Genomic DNA, 19993 nt, shown 5'->3' on the forward strand with positions numbered 1-19993 from the left:
ACGTGGTGACGTGGTGACGTCGCGCAGGCATGCGCGAACGCATGGCGAATGATGGTGCGATCACCTCACGCGCGCTTGCGCATCGCATGCGTGACCCGCGCGTTCGCTTCGAACTTCGCGCGATGCGTCGAGAAGAACGTCCGCACGTTGCGGACGTTCGATGCGCCGGTGAACAGCCTCCGCGCGAATTCGTCGTATTCGGCGACGTCGGCCAGATCGGCCACCACGACGAAATCCGGCCCGGGCGACACCCGATAGCACTGCGTGACGGCCGGCTCCGCGCACACGTACGCTTCGAATGCGTCGTAGTCTTCGGCTGTCTGCCGGTCGAGGCTGATCTCGATCAGCGCGGTGACGGCCGTGCCGATCGCCACCGGGTCGAGCACCGCAACCTGCCTGCGGATCACGCCGGCCTCCGTCAGCCGGCGCACGCGGCGCATGCAGGTGGGCGGCGACGACAGCGCGCGCTCGGCCAGTTGCAGGTTCGACACCGACGCGTCGTCCTGCAGGATCGCCAGGATGCGCAGGTCGAGATCGTCGAGGGTGATGCCGGCCATCGGCGGCTCCTTCGGGTCAGGGCGTGAAATTTAATTTCAACATGATAGACGATCTGCCGTTCATTTCATTTGCGATTGAATTTTGAAATTTAATTCCATTTGACTCCCCCTACCATCGCTCTCACTGATCCAGACAGGACATTTACGGAGCGCGATATGTGTGGAATTGTCGGGGCGGTCGCCCAGCGGGACATCCTGCCGAACCTGGTCGACGGCCTGAAGCGGCTCGAATACCGCGGCTACGATTCGTGCGGCGTCGTGGTCTATCGCGACCGGGCGCTGGCGCGCGCCCGCAGCGTCGACCGCGCGGCCAACCTGCAGTGCGAGATCGCCGAACAGGCGCTGTCGGGCTACACCGGCATCGCGCACACGCGCTGGGCCACGCACGGCGCGCCCGTCACGCTCAACGCGCATCCGCACTTCTCGCCGAGCGACGCCAATTCGCGCATCGCGCTGTCGCATAACGGGATCATCGAGAACTGCGATCAACTGCGCGCGGAATTGCAGGCGCATGGCTACGTGTTCGCGAGCCAGACCGACAGCGAGGCGATCGCGCACCTGATCGATCATCTTTACGACGGCGACCTGTTCGATGCGGTCCGGCGCGCGGTCGCGCGACTGCGTGGCAGCTATGCGATCGCGGTGATGTGCCGTGACGAGCCGCACCGGATCGTCGGTGCGCGTGATGGCATGCCGCTCGTGGTCGGCGTCGGTGAAGGCGAGAATTTTCTGGCGTCGGATGCGATTGCGCTGTCGGGCATTACCGACCGCATCGCTTACCTCGAGAACGGTGATGTTGCCGATATCCAGCTGCATCGCTACTGGATCGTCGATGCGGCCGGCCAGCGTGTCGAGCGCGTCGTGCAACGGGTCGCCGCGCATAGCGGGGCAGCCGATCTCGGATCGTATCGCTACTACATGCAGAAGGAAATCTTCGAGCAGCCGCAGGCGGTGGCCGATACGTTGCTCGATGTGTCTTCGATCATGCCTGAGTTGTTTGGCGATGGTGCGTGGCGGGTTTTCAACGACGTCGATTCGGTGTTGTTGCTCGCCTGCGGCGGCAGCTATCACGCGGCGCTCACCGCGAAGTACTGGATCGAGAGCATCGCGAAGCTGCCGGCCAGCGTGGAAATCGCCAGCGAGTTTCGGTATCGCGATAGCGTGCCGAATCCGCGGACGTTGGTTGTCGCGGTGTCGCAGAGCGGCGAGACGGCGGATGTGCTTGGTGCGGTGCATGTCGCGAAGAGCGTTGGAATGATGCATACGCTCGCGATCTGCAATGTCGCGACGAGCGCGTTGATGCGGGAATGTGCGCTGCAATTCGTGACGCGTGCGGGGATCGAGATCGGGGTGGCTTCGACGAAGGCTTTTACGACGCAGCTCGTGGCGTTGTTTCTGCTGACGTTGTCGCTGGCGCAGGTGCGCGGGCGGTTAAGCGACGGCGAGGAGAAGGAGCATCTGCGTGCGCTGCGGCATCTGCCCGATGCGATGTCGAAAGTGCTCGCGCTCGAGCCGCAGATCATGGCTTGGTCGGAACTGCTCGCACGACGCGACAACATGCTGTTTCTCGGACGCGGGATGCATTATCCGATCGCGCTGGAAGGCGCGCTGAAGATGAAGGAGATTTCGTATATTCACGCGGAGGCTTATCCTGCCGGAGAGCTGAAGCATGGGCCGCTGGCGCTGGTGAGCAACGAAATGCCGGTGATTGCGGTTGCGCCCAATGACATGCTGCTTGAAAAGCTCCGGTCGAACATGCATGAGGTCAGTGCGCGGAATGGGCGGCTGTTCGTGTTTGCGGATGTGGACTGTGGGTTGGTGCCGAGTGAAGGGATCGAGGTCATTCGACTCAACGAGTACTACGGGCCGCTTTCGCCGATTCTGCATACGGTGCCGATGCAACTGCTCGCGTATTACGCTGCGCTGGCGCGGGGGACGGATATCGATAAGCCAAGGAATCTGGCGAAGTCGGTGACGGTGGAGTGAGGGGCTCCGAATCGATGAATCGGTTTGGGCTTGACGGCGCACAGCACGAGAAGTGTTCCGAAATGACTTGCCCGCATCGCAGCCGAGCAACGGTCAGGTTGACGTCGCCCTGTTTCCGCAGCAGCACGATCCGGCCTGACGTAGCGCCGCCGCCGTGTGCCTCGGCGTCACCCGCGACGATGCTCCGCCCGAATCTTCCCCGCCAGCTTGCGGATACCACACGTCAAACGAGCCCGATCGAGATCCCCGAGCGGGCATGAGCCAGTTCCGCGAGATCGACCAGCTCGCCGCCGGCGAGCCAGTCAATGGCCGGCACCCCTTTCCCGCCCAAAGACCCGCACAAGAAACCCGCTACTTCGAGAAACTCAGCTTCTTCAACAACACCACACCACTCGCCCGGCTCACGAGCGAAATGGATTCGACATCCAGGTGCAACCTCGATGTCCTCGTCGTGATATCAGTCGGCTCGTCGTTGTTCGGCTCGGCGTGCTCGACGTGTTCGGTCAGGTACGGCCGGATCAGGCGCCCGGAAAGCGCGAACGCGAACCCGCCCTGCGCTTGCGCGTACGCAGCGGGTGACAGCCTCACACTGCCGCGCACGGTGGACTTCCTGCCTTTTCCGGGATCGAGCTCGATGATGTCGATCTGCTGGATATAGCCTTTTGCCTTCGCCTCGGGTGCGATCACGAGCCCTCGCCCTCGCGGCCCGGTGATGACCTTCCTGAGCAGGATGCCTGTCCGGCCTTCGCCGTCGGGGTCGACCAGGTCGACGTTCACCTTCAACAGATGCTTCTGCGACTGATATCGCAACCCGTACGACACCGGCACCAGGAAAGTGACCTCACGATCCAGGTTGACCGCGGCCAGCTCGGCGTCCTGGCCATGCTTGTCGGCCACACCGGGGATCAGGTTGCGGACGCGCTCGCTCAGGGACGGGGACGCGCCTTTGACGTGCAACTTCTCCAGTGCTTCCCGAATCGCAACCGGATCGTCGCCGACGATCGGCCGCGTGGGCGACGTGTTGGCCGAAACGGCAGGCGCGACGCTCGCCGTTTCGTTGACATTGTCGGCCGCCGCACGCGTCGCGACCGGGGCCAGCATGATCGCCACGGCAACAACGCACGCGACACTCCGACAGCCCAGCATGGATCTCCGGTGAAGCACGACACACTCCTGATTTTCTGGCGGATCGGTTGACGATGAGATCGGCAGGATCGAACGATCGGTAACGGTCCAACCGTCCGGGTTCACCGATCGCCTGCGCGACACATCATAGGTTCATTGTCAGTTCGGCGGCAGGCCGGTGCACCACACTATCGTATTGCCCAGACTACAACAATCCACGACAAGCGAGCAGCGGCGCGACGGGCGGGGCAGTGACATTCACCTGCCCGTCGCGAAACCGCAACCTCACACCTGCCGATCCTGCCGCCTGTATTCCGTCGGCGCCGTGCCATCCAGCGCGCACGGGCTGCAGGCTCAGCCCTCTGACGACCCAAGCGACACGTCGCCGACGACCACGCCTCTAAGCCCCTCCCGCAACGCCGTCACGTTGCCTGCCCCGTTCAGTTGCTCGAACTCCCGTTGCGCCTCCTGCCAGAGCGGGGCCGCCCTTTCGTGCAGGCGCCGCCCTTCCTCGGTGAGCTCGATCAGGCGGCTTCGGCCGTCCGTGGGCGACGGCTTGATCGTGACGAAGCCGTCGCGTTCCAGGAAGCCAACCATTTTCCCCATCGCCGTTCGTTCGATATCGAGCCGTTCGGCAAGGGCGTTGACCGGGGTACTTCCCACCTCGCTCAGGGCAGCCAGCGTAAGAAATTGCGTGATGCGCAGGCCCGCGGGCTCGAGATGGCTATCGTAGAGCCTGGAGATCTGCCTGCTCGCTTTCCGTACGGCGAAGCAGTTGCATTGATCGATTCCAAGCGGCTGGTTGACCGGCAACATCTGTTCTACTCCTGGTTTCGGTTGATCGCGCAAACGCCAAGCGTACGTCACGCGAAGGTGCAGCGGTATCTTTCGATGAAAGCCGGCAGCGGTGGCGTACGGCGATCCGCGCACCGCATGTCTCGCTGCCGTGCCCGCCCCGTATCATCTGCGGCGTTCAAAGCCCTGCCGGCGGCGTGATGTAGCCGGGTATCTCGGCCGCAAGCGTACTCTTCAGCAATGCGGTCCCCTTGTCGGCCATCACCTCGCTCTTGCCGAGGGCGAGCGCGTCGTAGGTCTGTCGCACGACGTCCTCCGGGCTGGCTTTGGGCACGTCGATGCCGTGGGTCAGGTCGGTATCCACGAACCCGACGTGCAGGCCGAGAACCTGGATGCCACGCTCGTGCAGAGACAGGCGAAGCTGGTTCGTGTAACTCCACGCGGCGGCCTTCGACGCAGCATACGGCGCCAGATAGGGTCGCGGAAGCCACACGATGTCGGACAGCACGTTGATGATGGCGGCATGCGGCCGGGCCGCCAGGATCGGCTCGAAGGCCTGTGTGACGCGCACCACGCCGTAGTAGTTCGTATCGAACATGCGGGCGGATTGCGCTTCCATGTCGGCCGCCAGAGGCCCGTCGATCAGCGCGGCAATCCCCGCGTTGTTGACCAGCAGCGTCGTATCGGCCGCCAGTTTCGCGGCCTCGGCGATCGACGCCGGATCCGTGACATCGATCCTGACCGGCACAACGCCCGGCTCGTCGAAACCGCTCGTATTGCGCATGCCCGCATAGACTTTCGCCGCCCCGCGACGACGTGCCTCTCGCGCAAAAGCCAGACCCAGGCCGCGATTGGCACCGGTGATGAAGACGGTGGCGTTCTTGATATCCATCACATGCTCCTGTTTCAAAAGCCGCTTGCCTGGTGCGAGTCGACTCCCGCCGCCGGCCTGCGCGTGCTCGGTTCAAAGAAAGACGTTTTCCGGCAACTGCTTCGAGAGCGCCCCCCGCAGATGGGTGGCGAGCGTCAGTACGGCGCCAAGCGGGCTCATCCGCACGCTGACGCGCGGCACCGATCCGTCGGCGTTGCGATCGACGACAACGACCGCGCTCAACTTCTCGCCGCTCGTCAGGACAGCCTCGTATTCCAGAAAAAGCCGCGAGCCGACGGTTTGAAGAAACGTGGGCGTCTGGGACGCGTAGAAGGTTCCGACGGCGTCGACGGCGAGCCGGATGTCGTCGCGTCCGGTGACGGGACCACGCAACACCGAGCTGATCAGTTCCGCGTCAGCCGTCAGATCGTCGAGAAACGGGTGACGCTCGTCTTGAGTGAGTGACATGTTCAAACCTCGCTTCGTTCTAAGAATGGGTTCACGCGAATGCGGACCGATTCCTGGCGACGAACGCCTGGACGGACAGCGGCGGCGTGCCGGTGATTGTCTCGACGACATCGTTGGTGCCCGAGAAAATGCCGTCGCGGTAGTTCTGCGCGACTTCGACCAGATGCTGCGTGAGGAACGGCGGAAACTTGTAAAGGGTTTCCATCTTGATTCGGAATGCCTCGATGGAAGTCGGCGCATATTCGATCCGGGTGCCGAGAACCTCGCTCATCGCGGCTGCGATCTCGACGTGGTTCATCTCGACGGGGCCGTGGAGCGTGTAGATCTTGCCCTCGTGGCCTGCGGGGTTGGCGAGGAGATGCGCGATGACGCGCCCCTGATCGTCTGAGGCGATCGGCGCGTGACGGCCGTTGCCGAACGGAAATTCGATCTTCCCCGTGGCCCGGATTTCCTTTGCAAAATGCGGATAGACGAGCCAGTCGGCGAAGAAGGTGGGGCGCAAATGCGTCGTCGCGACACCCGACCAATCAAAGACCCGTTCGGATACCCAATGATCCTGTGCTGCGTGGCTCGCCGATTCCCGGCGTGCGGAAATCTGCGACATGTTGACGATCGCAGAGACGCCCGCTTCCTTTGCGGCCTGCGCGAAATAGGCCGCTGCCCCGATGATTCCCGGCGCGATCGGATGAAGGAAATAGGCTGACCGGATGCCTTCCATCGCTGCGCGGATTGCGTCGATGTCGGTGAAGTCCCCCACCGCGATATCGACACCGCGCCGCCTCAGCGCGGCCGCCCGGTCGTCATCCGTGCGCACATAGGCCCGCACGCGTTTGCCCATCTTCAGCAGTTCGTCAATGGCAAAACCTCCGGTCCGTCCGGTGGCACCACTCACAAGAATCTCGGCTTCGTTCATCGCTTCGCTCCGTTCGAAAGTGAGAGCATATGCTCCCTTAAGGCAAAGATAGGAGCATGTGCTCTCATTGTCAAGTTTTTCTGGTTGCGTGCATGCGGAGGAACGCCAGGCGCGATTCAGCCGGCGGCATTGGGGATACGAGCGCACAGCTTGAAATGGCCGAACGGAGTCAGCCGATCTGGCGCTGCCGGTTTGATCTGGTCCTATCTTTGACAAGGGGGGATCGTCGCCCGCCCGCTTCGGCCGATACGGCGACGACGAGAATCCATCGTCTGACGGTCGTTCCCGGGTGAATTTCAGGAGGCGGCCGACCCGCCCCGCACGAAGTGATGCTCCACCCTCGTGCGCAGTACGCCCTCGAGCGCAGCCAGTCGTTCGCGCAGTCGAACCGCTTGCCCTTCCGTCATTTCCCCCAGAACGATCTTTTGCTCGAGAACGTCACCGCAGCGGGTGATGGCCCAACGATCGACCGTGGCGGTTTCACCTTCGAGCACGGCAGCCGCGGTCGAGACGATGCCCGGATTCCGTCGCGACACGAGATGAACCGTATGCGTCAGCGTGAAACCGGGAAGGAAGTGTGACCAGTCTTCACAGACTGTCGGACAGGAGGCAGAGGTAGCTTGACGCATGGTTGCTCCGGATGAGTGGTTATCGAACCGGTGCCAGCCATGCTGCTCCCGTTTCGTTGCCGTAAATCGGCCGCATCGCCTTGGAGGCGTCCACCTTGCCCGGGAGGGCAGGTTGGCGTCGGAGAATCCGACTCTGGATGCTTGATTCCTTACGTTCGACATTCCGAACGTGAATTCATTATACCGAAAAACAAACGTCGAACAAGGGCCCCCGGGGAAAGCCCCCCTTCGACCGGGCGGAAGCTTCGGCCCGGCCCTTGTCCGGTGGCACCCCGGCCCGGCACGACAACCGCTCGGACTAAAACCACACGCTGAATCGTGTCCCCGTGGCCAGCACATCAACCGTCAATTTCCACTGATGGGCCACGGCAATCTCCTTGCAGATTGCCAGCCCGAGGCCGGCACCGTCATACCGTGAATCCGGCGCGCGCCAATACCGGTCGAAGAGCAGCGGGACATGCTCCCGCTGAATGCCCGGCCCCTCGTCGTCGACATGAATCGCCGTATCGAGTACGGTCAGCACGACCACGCCGGCCGCGGGCGATGCGTTGATCGCGTTCTCGAGAATGTTCTTGAGCAGGATGAAGAGCGCCCCGCCATCGGCCCGGATGGGTGACGCGGAGTCGCGCGCTTCGATATGGAGCTTCACCTGCTTCGCATCGGCCTTGCCGGCCAGCAAGCCCACGGCGTCCCGTGCGACTTCGGCACTGTTCACGTCGTCGAAGCTGAAGTTTTGCGCTTCGCTGACTTCAGCCAGGTGCAGCAACTGCTTGACCTGCCGAGCCATCAGGTCGATCTCGCGAAGCAGAAGCGCCTTGTGCCGGATGTCGGGCTGCAGCTCGATCTGGCCTCTGACCAGCGTGAGCGGTGTCTGCAACTCATGCGCGGCGTCGGCCAGAAACCGCTGCTGAACGGCAAAGCCATTCTCGAGTCGCGTCAACGCATCGTTGAACGCATCGATCAGCGGCTTGATCTCGCTCGGAATCCCGTCCGACGACAGTCGCGTCGTCAGGTTGCGCGGCTCGATTCCGCTCGCGGCACGCGATACCTCCCGCAACGGCTTCAACACGTGGCTGATCGTCAGTGGAAGCGTCAGCCCGAAGATGACGGTCGCGATGAGCAGCACATAGCCGACGGTCTTCGGGATCGGCTCGATCTTCGACACCACAAGCGCGTCCATCAGCTGCCTGCTTTGCGCAACCTGCACGTAATAATCGACGCCTCCTTTCGACATGCGTCGTGTGGCGACGGCGTATACGTTGCCATCGATCGTGGCGGACACCACCTTGCCAGCCGCCTTCGCGAGGTCTTCCGTCAGCCACGGCCGGCCCCCGTTCGAAGGCGTCGACGCCAGCCACAACCGCCCCGTCGAATCGAGCACGCGATACTTCACCTCGGTCGACAAGAGCCGGAACATCAGCGCCGGGCGCCCGCCCAATTGCACGGATACCGGACGCCCGGCGTCGTCGAAGTTCAATCCGGTCACGACGTGACGGACGATCTCCATCTGCTGTCGCCGCCCCAGGAACTCCGGATAGCGATCGAGGGCATACACGGCGAGCGCAGACAGCAGCGCCAGGCTGATGGCGAACGCAACGACGTTGGTCATCCAAAGACGCGTCGACAGGCGTCGAATCCAATGATGGAACATGGTCGCTTTCTTACCCTGAAGCTGAAGCGGAAACGAGCAAGACGCGACGAAGCGTCATGCGTCCCGCAGCGCGAAACCGGCACCGCGAATATTGGTCAGCCGCATCGTTGCGCCGATCGCCGCCAGCTTCTTGCGCAAGCGATGCACGGTCACCTTGAGCGCGTTCGGCGTGACCGCTTCCCCGAGCCCCCACGCGGCATGCTCGAGTATCGAATGCCGTACCGTCCGGCCCGCGGCTTCCATCAGGCACAGCATGACCTGCAACTCGGCCGGCGCAAGCGGTATCGTCCGGTCGCCACAGCACATCGCGCGCTGTGGCGGGTCGACCGTCACATCCGCGAACGATGCGACGAGCGTCGTCAGCAGCGCCGGGCGCCGCATCAGCGTGCGTACACGGGCAACGAGTTCGCTCATTTCGAACGGCTTGGTCACATAGTCGTCGGCCCCGCTTTCGAGTCCGTCGATGCGGTCATGCAACGCATCGCGTGCGGTCAGCATCAGGCAAGGCATCATGCGCCCCGCCGCGCGCAGCGTCCGCAAGAACGCCAGGCCATCGCCGTCGGGCAATCCGCGGTCGATGATCAGCAGTGCGTAGTCTGCCCGGTCGACACCATAGGCAGCTTCACGGACATTGCCGAACCGGTCGGATTCGATTCCCGCTGCGGCCAGCGCCTGGCTCAACATGTCGGCAAGGCGCTCATGATCCTCGACAATCGCAACTCTCGGCATCGCCGCTCTCACTTGAACCTGTACATGTAGCCCACTCTTGCTTCGGGAACGAACCGTCTTCCGACGATCGGACTGTCGGTGATGGCGTCGCCGAGACGCGACACGCCGACGTCCAGAAATATCGTCTGCTGCTTCGTCGGCCGATAGTCGATACGCGTGCCGGCCGACACGTTCACCGTCGAACCGGCGCTGTAGGCGGCACGTCCCGCACGCGCCTCCGATGGTCGCACGCCGTAATAGTAGTCGACGTATTTGTCGCTCAGCCATTCCGCGCCGACATGCGGCGTGATCGAGAACTGGCCGAATGCGAATGCCTTCTCGAAGCCGATTTTCGCGCGCTCGCCCTTGTTTCCGCCGAACAGGAAGGTGCCGGACAACGTACCGAACCCGGTGCCCCATGACAGTGCAGGTCCGTACCAGAGTGCGCCCTTGCGATTTTCCATGCCGTTCAGGATCGGGGCATCCGAACCCTTGTATCCGTCGAAAAGCGAGAACTGGCCGCGAAGCGCGACACTGACGCCACTCCAGCTCCCGATTTTCAGATCGGCGGTGGTACCGATGACCTGTACCCATTTGTTGTCGAAATAGACCAGCGGAAACGGCAGCACGCGGGTGCTGTCGCCCTTGTAGGTCGACGGCGCGAAGCCGACGCCGGCACCCAATCCCCAATGCGTCACATTGGTCGCGTTGTTGAGGATGGTCAGCCCCGAATTATCGGCATCGGGCGGGATCATGCCCTCGTCCGCCCAGGCGGAAGCAGACGCAAATGCGAATGAAGCGGCAAGCAGCAGTAACGGACGTTCGCGGCGGAAGGCTCTTTTCACAATCATTTTCCTGGAGTCGACGATCGAAACGGGGGCTACTGTAGGACCAGTCGACTTACCGCTCACTTACCAGGAAAATATCGCCGCGCTGCCAACCCTGCGGCGCATATCGGTGACGGGGAATATCGACGCAGGGCGAGCATCGGCCGCCCTGCGCGCTTGAGGAACGGGCGTCACGCCCCGTCAAAACACCGTATGCAACCCCACCCGCGCCACCGTCTGGCTCGCGGAACTCGATGCCCCGTTCGGATCCAGCACGCCATTGACCTGCGCGTTCGCACCGTTGTTCGCGCGCTGGTAGTCCGCCGACACATACACCATCGTCCGCTTCGAGAACAGGTACTGAAGCGCCACGGTGACCTGGTGCGCGTGATTGTTGTTCACCGCTTCATTGCCCTTCATGTACATGTACTTCGCGCCCAGCACGACATCCGGCCTGACGTGCCACAACCCGCCCGCTTCGGCCATCCACACGCCGGCGTCGTTGAATGAATTGCGCACGGTGGTCATCAGCGCATTCGCCGTGACGACACCGAAGTCGTAGTGCATCCCGACACCCCAGTTGCGCACGCTGGTGGACGGCACGCCTGGCGCGGGGCCGTATTTCTCGTTCGTGTAGGCCGCTCCGATACCGAACGGCCCCGCTTCATAGTTCAGCCCGGCGCTCACCGCATTGTCCGCGCCGACCGACCCGGCCACCCCGCCGAACGCATACATCGCGCCGCCGGAAAAACCCGACACCGTCGGCGAACTGTACTTGACGGAATTCGCGATCGGTTTGCTGCCCGCCGTACGGTCCCAATCGAATGCACCGGTCGGATTGCCTGGAAGCGCGAGACGTTGAAACGGGCCATTGCGAAAGCCGTACAGCCCCGAGATATCCCGTGAAATCGCGTTGTTCTTCGAAAACAGCGAATCCACCATGAAGTCGTATTGATTGCCCAGCGTGATGCTGCCGAACCGGTTGCTTTCGAGGCCGACATACGCGTTGCGCCCGAAAATCCCCGTGCCGATGATCGCGCCGTTCGCCATCGAGAACTGGTTCACGAGCGCGAAAATTGCGCGATATCCGCCACCGAGATCTTCCGTGCCGCGAAAGCCGAAGAGGTTGGGCGCGAATATGCCGTCGTCGAACTTGACGTTCTTTCCGCCACCCTCGTTGCTGACATAAGAAACGCCAGCGTCGATCAGCCCGAACATCGTCACGCTGCTCTGCGCCCATGCGCCCTGCGCCACGGCGAGAATCGCCACTGCTCCAAACCTGAGTTTCATTGCGTCCCCGTCTTTTTTATGAAAATGCGAGACCGCCACCTGCTACGTGGCAGGTGCTCGCTCGGTGCTGCACAAGGAATCGCCATCATTCAGGCATCGATTGCCGGACACCTGAAACATGATTAGCTTTACTGATCAAATGACACGATAGCTGTCGCATTGAACGGCCCTGCTCGCCCTTCATCAAAGCGCCAGAATCAAGCGCCTCGATAGACGACCCACGCGGCGGCATCCACCTCGACCGCCACAACCTCCAGCGCCGAGCCCGAGCAAGGCCCGTCGATACACACGCCGTCGTCGAACCGGAACAGCGCGCTGTGATGGGCGCACATCAATACCTGCGACCGGTAGCAGGAAACGCTGCCCGGCACGAAATCGAGCGGCACCGAGAAGTGCGGGCAACGATTCACATAAGCCCACACGGTCTCGCCCCGTCTCACGACGATCACGGGACGTCCGATACATGCCTCATCGACGACCCGCGCGCCGCCGTCGGGCACATCGGAAAACCGGCAGAGTTGTCGTGCTTCCATGATTCACACCCGCTGCTCGGGGTTGCCGAGGCTCCAGTCCCACGGACGCACTTCCACGTGCGAGAACAATCCTTCCTTCACATACGGATCGTTGCCGATGAACTGCATCACCGCCTGAATGTCGTCCGCCTCGACGACGAGCAGCGTGCCGTTCATCGCGTCGCCGTGCGGGTCCAGCGTCGGGCCGCCGAGCCGCACCACCACGCCGTGCTGGTCGGCCGAACGCAGGTAAGTCCGGTGAATCGGCCGCACGCGATCGCGCACGTCGCGCATACCCGGCTGATCCGTCGCAAACACCGCAAAAAATCTTGCCATGGCGGTCAGCTCCGATCGAGGACGAACGCATGAAGATGCCGCACGACGCGCTGCATCGGCGCACGCAAGCGCGGGCTCGGCATGCCGTCGAAGCTGGCGACGACCGGCTCGGCCGGCGTGGCGTCACCGTCATGGTGGTCAAGGCTCATGGTTGTCTCCGTTGGCGCATCCGGCCACTCATTGCGGCGCGCGCCCTTCCCATGCATGCTGAAGCAGCGCGCGAATGGCCTCGCGTTCGATCGGCCGAGGATTCACATACGGGTTGCGGCATGCGAGGTCGGCCGCTTCATCGAGGCCGGCCTCCGGCATCCCGAGGTCGGCCAGCGCCGGCGCGATGCCGAGCCGTGCGTTCAGCGCGAACAGCAGCGGGCCCGCTTCGGCCGCGTCGCTCCCGCCCAGCGCGCGCGCCACGCGGCGCAGCGCATCGGGCGCGGCAGCGTGGTTGTAGTGCGCGGTATGCGGCAGCATCGCTGCATGGGTCTGCGCGTGCGGCAGGTTGAAGGTGCCGCCGAGCGTGTGGCACAGCTTGTGATGCAGCGCCATGCCGACCGCGCCCAGGCAAGTCCCGGCAAGCCACGCGCCGTACAGCGCACGGCTGCGGGCATCGCGGTTCGCCGGATCGCGCACGACCACGGGCAGCGCTTCGCCGAGCGCGCGGATCGATTCTTCCGCCATCAGGCTGATCACCGGGTTCGCGTCTTCCGCATAAAGCGCCTCGACGGCATGCGCCATCGCATTGATGCCGGACGCCGCGGAAATGTCCGGCGGCAGCGACAACGTCAGCGACGGGTCGTAGAGCACCGTGCGCGGCAGCACGCGCGCGTCGCGCCCGGTACGCTTCAGCCGGCCTTCCGTGAGCCCGAAGATCGGCGTCATTTCCGAACCCGCGTAAGTCGTCGGCACGGCCAGGATCGGCAGCACCGACTCGAGCGCGATCGCCTTGCCGAGCCCGATTGTCGAGCCGCCGCCGATCGCGACGCAGCAGTCCGCGCCGAGCTCGCCGGCCATCTCGCGCGCCGCGTGCGCGACCTCGACCGGCACGTGCATCACTGCCTGCGCGCAGATGCCGGCCGCACGCTCGCCCAGGATCGCTTCCACGCGCGCGGCAAGCGGCCGCTGCTCGGGCGTGGACAAGATGAGTGCTCGGCGCGCGCCGAGCGTCGACAGCTCTTCCGGGAGCCGGTCGAGCGCGCCCCATTCGAACACCACGCGGGAAGGGGTGCCCTGATAGACGAAGCGATCCATGGCGAACCTCAGCGCTTGAAATGCGGCGGCACGTTGCCGTCGACGTTGACCCACACCGACCGCGCCTCGGTGTAGTCGTGCATCGCCTCGAAGCCCATCTCGCGGCCGTAGCCCGACTTGCCGACACCGCCGAACGGGCTGCCCGGATTGACGCGCTTGTAGCAGTTGATCCAGCACATCCCCGCGTTGATCTGCGACGCCATCTTGTGTGCGCGGGAAAGATCCTTCGTCCAGAGGCCGCTGCCCAACCCGTATTCGGTTGCGTTCGCAATGGCCAGCGCTTCGTCGTCGCTGCCGAAGCGCAGCACCGTGACGAACGGGCCGAACACTTCCTCCTGCGCGACGCGGTCGGTTGCGCTCCTGGCTTCGATGACCGTCGGGCGCACGTAGTAGCCGTCGGCGAGCGCCGGATCCTGCGGTGCGGTGCCGCCGGTGAGCACGCGGCCGCCCTGCTCGCGCGCGACGTCGACGAACGACAGCACGCGCTCGAGATGCTGCTTCGACGTGAGCGGCCCCATCTCGGTGTTCGCGTCGAGCGGGTTGCCGAGGCGGATCGACGACGCGAGCGCCACGAAGCGTTCGAGGAACGCATCCGCGATGCGCTCATGCAGCACGAGACGCGAGCCGGCGATGCACGCCTGCCCCTGGTTGTGGAAGATTGCCCACGCGGCGCCGTTGATGGCCGCGTCGAGATCGGCATCGTCGAACACGATGTTGGCGCCCTTGCCGCCCAGTTCGAGCTGCACGCGCTTCAGGTTGCCCTGCGACGCTTCGACGATCCGCCGGCCGGTGGCCGTCGATCCCGTGAACGCGATCTTGCCGACGCCCGGATGTTCGGCGAGCCGCTGGCCGGCAGTATGCCCGTAGCCGGGGACGATGTTGACGCCCCCTGCGGGGAACCCGACCTCGGCCATCAGCTCGACGATGCGCAGCGTCGACAACGGCGTGATTTCAGATGGCTTGAGCACGACCGTGTTGCCGGCGGCAAGCGCCGGGCCCATCTTCCAGCTCGTGAACATCAGCGGGAAATTCCACGGCACGATCTGGCCGACGACACCGATCGGCGCGCGCTGCACGTAGTTCAGGAAGCCGGTTTCGACAGGAATCACCGAGCCTTGCAGTTTGTCGGCCATGCCGCCGAAGTAGCGGAAGCACGCAGCCGTGCGCGGCACGTCGAGCGCGCGCGAATCGCGGATCGGGTGGCCGGTGTCCAGCGATTCGAGTTGCGCCAGCTCCTCCGCGTTGGCCTCGATCGCGTCGGCCAGGCGCAGCAGCAACCGGCCGCGTTCGGCCGCCGGCAGCGCCGACCATTTGGGGAACGCGCGCGTCGCGGCTTCGACCGCCAGGTCGACGTCCGCCGCGGTGGCTGCGGCGATCTTCGTGATGACGGAACCGTCGTGCGGGTTCAGCACGTCGATCGTGCCGCGGTCGACGGCGTCGACGAAGCGTCCGTCGATGAAGAGTTGGGTTTGCATGAATCGTCCTCGGTGTATGGCTTGAAGCGGAAGCGGAAACCGGCGCGCCGCTCAGAACGCGATCGGATACGGCGCGAGCTCGCCGCTCTCGTAGCGCTGCGGCAGGTTCGGTGTCGCGTTTTCCCAGACCAGCAGCATCGACCGCTTCGTGGAGTAGCCCTGATGCCGGATGTCGGCGGGCATCGCGCAGATGTCGCCGGCGCGCATCGTCACGCGTGCGCGCGGCGCGCCGGTGTTCTTGTCGCCGATGTCCCACACGATTTCGTCGGACAGTTGCAGGAACCATTCGACGCGGTCGTTGCCATGGAACACCGGCAGGATGAATTCCTCGGTGGTCGGGCAGAACAGGCTGCGCCCGCACACCGACGTGACCGACGGATTCCACGTCACGTCCGAACGCGACAGGTACTTGAACAGGTTGAACGCGTGCAGCTCGCCTTCGAAGCCCGGCTCGACATGCACCTCCGGTTCGTCCTGCGCGACGTCGAGGAACGCGCGGTTGACCGGCAGGTCGTCGCGCAGCGGCGAATCGCCTTCGAGGCCCGGCATGCGGCGCGTCGCGATCCGCGTACGCTCGATCGCCGAACCGTTCTCGCCGTGCTTGCGCCCGAACGCCGTGCCGGTTTCCTCGGGCGCCGCGAACGGATCGAAGCCTTCGTTCGTCCAGTCGTGCAGCATCGCCTTGAAGGTCGCCATGATCGTGGGCGTTTCGAAGGTCTCGGTGTAGTCCACGCCGGCATCCTTCAGGATGCCGTTGAAGGTGCCCGCGTACATGTCCACCTTGCCGTAGTGATTGCGCGTGCCGAATACGTGGTCGAAGTTCACCCAGCCGTAGAAGAAACCCCACGCCACGTCGCGCATCATCGCGCGCAGGAACGCGTCCGCCGGCATCGCGTGCGTGCGGGTCTGGCCTTTCGCGGGCCAGCTGATCTTCACGAAATATTCGTCGCGCTGGAATTCGAATGCGCCGAGCCGGAAGCGGCGGTAGCCGGTAACGGCATCGGCTTCGGTGGCTTGCACCAGATCGGCGGCGAAGCCTGCGGAAGTGTCGAGGGTGTCGAGCGTGGCCATGACGTGTCTCCTGGAAGTGTCGAATGAGGTCGGACGAATCAGTGCAGGCAGATGTCGGCCCACTTCTCCACGGACAGCTCGCCCAGGACGGTCTGCACGAGTGCGACGCCCGGCCGGCTGGCGGTGAAGCGGTATGCACAGCCGGCCGGCAGCAGCGCCTGATGGCCTTGGCGCAGTACGACGTAGCCCATCTTGCGGCCGGCCGGTTGCGTGCCGGCGCTGACGGTGCCGCGACCCGCTTGCGGCGGCGTATCGAGCTTGATGAATTCGACCCGGACTTCGCCATCCATCTGGATCACGAACTCGTCGTGCGAGCAGGCGAACCACGGCGACTGGCCGTCGGTCCGCAGCACTTCGATCACGTATTCGAGGTTCTTGCCGGCGACGACCTTTTCGTAAGGGGCCGATTTCGATGCGACCTCGAAGACATTCGAGAACGCGTAGTGTTGAGCGCTGCCGCTCGTGATTTCGATCTCGCCTTTCCGGTAATGGTCGAGCGAGCCAAAGACGGTATGGAATGCCGTGTCGGTCATTTCTGTCTCCTGAGTTGAACCGCTTGTTGGATTCCACTCTAGGGGCAAGGACCCACCGCAACAAGGCACGGGACGGCGACTACGGCATTTGCGTTTCGCGAATAATCCGCGCGGTTCAACGCACCCAGCCGCGCTCCAGGAGTGGACGATCCCACGGCGATTCGTCGCCGATGGTTTCCGCGAGGAATTCGACCAGCGCCTTCACTTTCAGCGCCTGTCGCTGCGTTGCGGGATAGACCGCGGCAAAGCTCAGCGGCGCGAGCTGGAAATCGGTCAGGATGGGCACCAGCCGGCCGGCGACGAGCGCCTCGCTCGCCACCAGCGTCGGCAGGCACACGACGCCTCCACCCGACAGCGCGTACTCGCGCAGCAGGTGCACGGAGTTCGAGCGGATCATGCCCGGCAGCTCCATTTCGACGACTTCGTCGCCGCGCGTCATCGTCCAGCGGTTGCGCGACGGATAGCCCGAATAAAGCGCGGTGGTGTGCTGCAGCAAGTCGTGCGGATGTTGTGGCGCACCATGCGCGTCGAGGTACGCGGGCGACGCGCAGAAGAGGCGCCTGACGATGAACAGCCGCCGTTCGATCAGCGACTCGGAGATCGGCGGAAAGATCTGGAACGCGATGTCGAACCCTTCTTCGACAGGGTCCACGACACGGTCATTGACGATGACGTCGAGCTGGATGCCCGGGTAGCGCCGGTTGAATTCCATCAGCGGCGCACCGAAGTGATCGAGCGCGAAACCGGGCAGCATCTGGATGCGCAGCCGGCCGGTCGGCGTCGCTCGCAGCTCGCGCATCTGGTCCGTCAGCTCGTTGACGCGCCCCACCACCTCCGCGCACTCGCGATAGAACGCCTCGCCCACTTCGGACAGGCGCACGTGGCGCGTGCTGCGATGGAACAGCGGCGCGTTGACGAACTTCTCGAGCTGCTGGATGCGGTTCGTCACGACCGAGCTGGTCACGCCGAGCTGCCGCGCCGCCTCGGCGAAGCTGCTCGCCTCCGCCACCCTGACGAATGCCTCGATGCTCAGGAACCGGTCCATACCGCGCCCTTTTTTCGACAGCGAAACCGGCAGTCTACCCGTGCGGATGACGGGCTGTGTCATGCAGGAAGCGTCACTCTGTCACCCAATCGATGTCAATCGCCGATGACGCCGGCCCCCGCATGCGCGGCCCTTACCGCGATTGCTCGCCCGCCGCGAGTTCCGGTTGCACGGCCACGCGACGCTGCAGCACGGCCGGCGCGGTTTCCTTCAGCAGCAGGCTGACCACGATGCCCAGCATGACCGCGCACATCGGCAGCCACAGGATGTTCTGGATGCCAAAGTGTGCGGCGACATAACCGCCCATCGCCGGCGCGATGCCGCCGCCGAAGATCTCGCCGACACCGACCACCACGCCGATCGACGTCGACACGAGCCCGACGGGCGCAGCCTCCGTCGCCACCGGGCCGGACAGCAGCGACACCAGCCCGAGCGTGAAGAACGACGCAACGAACAGCACCCCGAACAGTGCGAGCGGCTGCGGGCCGAGGCCGCGGAAGAGGTAGAGCATCACGGCCGTTCCCGCGAAGCCGACGATGCTCGCGAGGCGGCGGCCGACCAGGTCCGACAGGCCCGGCAACCCGAACTGCCCGAGAAAACCGCCGAAACCGATCGCCGACACGACGAGGCCCATCTTCTGCGTGCCGAGCGCCAGGTAGTCGGTCAGGTACAGCGGCAGCAGCGCGCCGAGCACGAATACGCCCGTCATTGCACAGCACAAGGCGGCCATCGCCACGAGGATGTTGCGGCTCTTGAGCACGTGGCCGAGCGACGCCGGCGCATGCTCCGACGCGACGGCCTTCGCGACCTTCGGCTCACGGATGACGAAGAACATGATCGCGCCGAGGATCAGGCCGGGCACGGCGACGAGCGCAAAGACCCAGCGCCACGATACCAAGCCGAGCAGCTGCGTCGCGATGATCGGCGACAGCGCGAGCCCGAACAGCGCGAAACCGCTTTGTTGCAGGCCGAGATTCAGCCCGCGCCGCCGCGGATGCGATGCGTCGGCCGTCGCGGCGAAGCTCGTCGGGCAGAACGAGCCTTCGGCCACGCCCATCAGGCCGCGAATCGCCATCAGGCCGAGCAGGCCGCCCGCGAGCCCCGAGAAGCCCGACAGCAGCGAGAACGCGATGATGGCCGGAATCAGCACCTTCCGGCGGCCGATCTTGTCGGAGATGCCGCCCATCAGCGCCGCGAAGATGCCCCACGACAGGCCGAGCACGCCGATGCAGTTGCCGACGTCCTGCGCGGTCAGGTTGAGGTCCTTCATGATCGAAGGGAACAGCGGCGCGATCAGCCAGCGATCGAGGCCGACCAGCCCGAAGCCGAGCGCCAGCAGCGTGACCGCCTTCCACTCGTATGAGGTATCCCACTCGTTTGCTTTCATGTCCGTCTCCGTGGACGCAGATTCGCCTGCGCGCGCCGCAGCGCCTGCGCATGAGCCAGGTCCGATGGTTTTTGTGTGCGACGCGAATCGCGAGGAAGTGCCGGCTGGCGTTCGGGTTCGACGCGTTGCGTTCAATCAGCCGACGTCACCACGATAGGTGCACGGCCGCCAATCGGGTATGGAACAACCGGCGAACGCGCCATTCGCGAAACGCAAATAATCGCGGGCGGTGGGCGGGAAGGGGCGGCGGCAAAGCGCGAAGCGAACGGGCGCGGCGTCGACGTGGCGCTCGCTCATGCGTCACGGGGAATTCCCTCATGGACATCGGGGCATCCACGCACGGCGCCATTCACGTCACGCATGCATACGATCAGGCAAACCCTTCGCGAACCACGCAAGAAGAAGCCGCCCGCCGGGTAGCGGGAGGCGAAAAAAACGGGGGCAAACCAAGATGCACCGGACGAGCACCAGCGCAATCCTGGTCACAACCCTTTCCTGCATCACACTGCACCGCAGTTCGTTCAGACATGAGATGAGTCTCATTCTTCTTTTTTAAATTCAATTTATAT

Annotated in this window: 20 protein-coding genes, 1 pseudogene and 1 riboswitch; of the genes and pseudogenes, 1 reads left to right on the forward strand and 20 read right to left on the reverse strand. The window is 64.2% G+C overall.

All coding sequences use genetic code 11. The annotated features are described in order from the left end of the window. Positions 1 to 65 precede the first annotated feature (65 nt). Positions 66 to 557 carry an Lrp/AsnC family transcriptional regulator gene (locus tag C5O79_RS21865; RefSeq protein WP_021160045.1) on the reverse strand — a complete coding sequence of 164 codons (492 nt, stop codon included), beginning with the start codon at positions 555 to 557 and terminating at the stop codon, positions 66 to 68. Positions 558 to 713: 156 nt separating this feature from the next. Between C5O79_RS21865 and glmS the strand changes: the two genes are divergently transcribed. Continuing rightward, entirely contained in the window at positions 714 to 2543 is a 1830-nt protein-coding gene (gene glmS / locus C5O79_RS21870; RefSeq protein WP_131931749.1) for a glutamine--fructose-6-phosphate transaminase (isomerizing), read from the forward strand. Between the two features lie 351 nt (positions 2544 to 2894). Here the strand turns inward: glmS and C5O79_RS21875 are convergent, their stop codons facing one another. From C5O79_RS21875 to C5O79_RS21960, 19 genes and pseudogenes are all read right to left on the reverse strand, one after another. After that, positions 2895 to 3707 (reverse strand): hypothetical protein, encoded by an 813-nt coding sequence (locus tag C5O79_RS21875; RefSeq protein ID WP_131931751.1) that lies wholly within the window; start codon positions 3705 to 3707, stop codon positions 2895 to 2897. A 315-nt stretch (positions 3708 to 4022) separates the two neighbouring features. After that, positions 4023 to 4484, reverse strand: coding sequence for a MarR family transcriptional regulator (locus C5O79_RS21880; RefSeq protein WP_047851877.1), 462 nt, complete (start codon positions 4482 to 4484; stop codon positions 4023 to 4025). Between the two features lie 157 nt (positions 4485 to 4641). Continuing rightward, complete coding sequence (locus C5O79_RS21885) at positions 4642 to 5355, reverse strand: SDR family oxidoreductase (RefSeq protein ID WP_039354144.1); 714 nt, start codon at positions 5353 to 5355, stop codon at positions 4642 to 4644. A 72-nt stretch (positions 5356 to 5427) separates the two neighbouring features. Beyond that, the gene (locus C5O79_RS21890; protein ID WP_046549537.1) at positions 5428 to 5802 is read right to left on the reverse strand and encodes a hypothetical protein; all 375 of its coding nucleotides are present in this window, start codon (positions 5800 to 5802) and stop codon (positions 5428 to 5430) included. Between the two features lie 31 nt (positions 5803 to 5833). After that, on the reverse strand, positions 5834 to 6715 hold the full coding sequence (locus tag C5O79_RS21895) for an NmrA family NAD(P)-binding protein (protein WP_122474789.1): 882 nt from the start codon (positions 6713 to 6715) through the stop codon (positions 5834 to 5836). Positions 6716 to 7011: 296 nt separating this feature from the next. Next, positions 7012 to 7344: a hypothetical protein gene (locus C5O79_RS38200; protein ID WP_163009006.1), complete on the reverse strand. Its 333-nt coding sequence runs from the start codon at positions 7342 to 7344 to the stop codon at positions 7012 to 7014. A 42-nt stretch (positions 7345 to 7386) separates the two neighbouring features. Then, a riboswitch (SAM-I-IV-variant riboswitch) is annotated at positions 7387 to 7490 on the reverse strand. Positions 7491 to 7642: 152 nt separating this feature from the next. Then, the gene (locus tag C5O79_RS21905; protein ID WP_131931723.1) at positions 7643 to 8995 is read right to left on the reverse strand and encodes an ATP-binding protein; all 1353 of its coding nucleotides are present in this window, start codon (positions 8993 to 8995) and stop codon (positions 7643 to 7645) included. 54 nt (positions 8996 to 9049) lie between these two features. Further along, positions 9050 to 9724: a response regulator transcription factor gene (locus C5O79_RS21910; protein ID WP_131931725.1), complete on the reverse strand. Its 675-nt coding sequence runs from the start codon at positions 9722 to 9724 to the stop codon at positions 9050 to 9052. 8 nt (positions 9725 to 9732) lie between these two features. Next, on the reverse strand, positions 9733 to 10548 hold the full coding sequence (locus tag C5O79_RS21915) for a MipA/OmpV family protein (RefSeq protein ID WP_131931727.1): 816 nt from the start codon (positions 10546 to 10548) through the stop codon (positions 9733 to 9735). A gap of 183 nt (positions 10549 to 10731) precedes the next feature. Next, positions 10732 to 11820, reverse strand: coding sequence for a porin (locus C5O79_RS21920; protein WP_131931729.1), 1089 nt, complete (start codon positions 11818 to 11820; stop codon positions 10732 to 10734). A 197-nt stretch (positions 11821 to 12017) separates the two neighbouring features. Continuing rightward, a complete protein-coding gene (locus C5O79_RS21925; RefSeq protein WP_047851885.1) occupies positions 12018 to 12353 on the reverse strand; it encodes a Rieske 2Fe-2S domain-containing protein in 336 nt (111 codons plus the stop codon). A gap of 3 nt (positions 12354 to 12356) precedes the next feature. Then, positions 12357 to 12668 carry a YciI family protein gene (locus C5O79_RS21930; protein ID WP_046549162.1) on the reverse strand — a complete coding sequence of 104 codons (312 nt, stop codon included), beginning with the start codon at positions 12666 to 12668 and terminating at the stop codon, positions 12357 to 12359. Between the two features lie 20 nt (positions 12669 to 12688). Continuing rightward, a pseudogene (locus tag C5O79_RS38205) lies at positions 12689 to 12817 on the reverse strand (6-chlorohydroxyquinol-1,2-dioxygenase); the annotation flags it as partial. Between the two features lie 28 nt (positions 12818 to 12845). After that, positions 12846 to 13913 (reverse strand): maleylacetate reductase, encoded by a 1068-nt coding sequence (locus C5O79_RS21935; RefSeq protein ID WP_131931731.1) that lies wholly within the window; start codon positions 13911 to 13913, stop codon positions 12846 to 12848. An 8-nt stretch (positions 13914 to 13921) separates the two neighbouring features. Further along, complete coding sequence (locus C5O79_RS21940; protein ID WP_131931733.1) at positions 13922 to 15388, reverse strand: aldehyde dehydrogenase family protein; 1467 nt, start codon at positions 15386 to 15388, stop codon at positions 13922 to 13924. Between the two features lie 51 nt (positions 15389 to 15439). After that, positions 15440 to 16459, reverse strand: a complete 1020-nt coding sequence (locus C5O79_RS21945) for a hydroxyquinol 1,2-dioxygenase (protein ID WP_046549159.1) — start codon at positions 16457 to 16459, stop codon at positions 15440 to 15442. Between the two features lie 38 nt (positions 16460 to 16497). Next, the gene (locus tag C5O79_RS21950; RefSeq protein ID WP_122474783.1) at positions 16498 to 16992 is read right to left on the reverse strand and encodes a hydroxyquinol 1,2-dioxygenase; all 495 of its coding nucleotides are present in this window, start codon (positions 16990 to 16992) and stop codon (positions 16498 to 16500) included. Between the two features lie 115 nt (positions 16993 to 17107). Beyond that, positions 17108 to 18037, reverse strand: a complete 930-nt coding sequence (locus tag C5O79_RS21955; RefSeq protein WP_131931753.1) for a LysR family transcriptional regulator — start codon at positions 18035 to 18037, stop codon at positions 17108 to 17110. A gap of 133 nt (positions 18038 to 18170) precedes the next feature. Further along, positions 18171 to 19424: an MFS transporter gene (locus C5O79_RS21960; RefSeq protein ID WP_131931735.1), complete on the reverse strand. Its 1254-nt coding sequence runs from the start codon at positions 19422 to 19424 to the stop codon at positions 18171 to 18173. Positions 19425 to 19993: the final 569 nt, after the last annotated feature.

It is taken from the genome of Burkholderia sp. SRS-25 (genome assembly GCF_004343765.1).
GTDB lineage: Bacteria > Pseudomonadota > Gammaproteobacteria > Burkholderiales > Burkholderiaceae > Burkholderia > Burkholderia contaminans.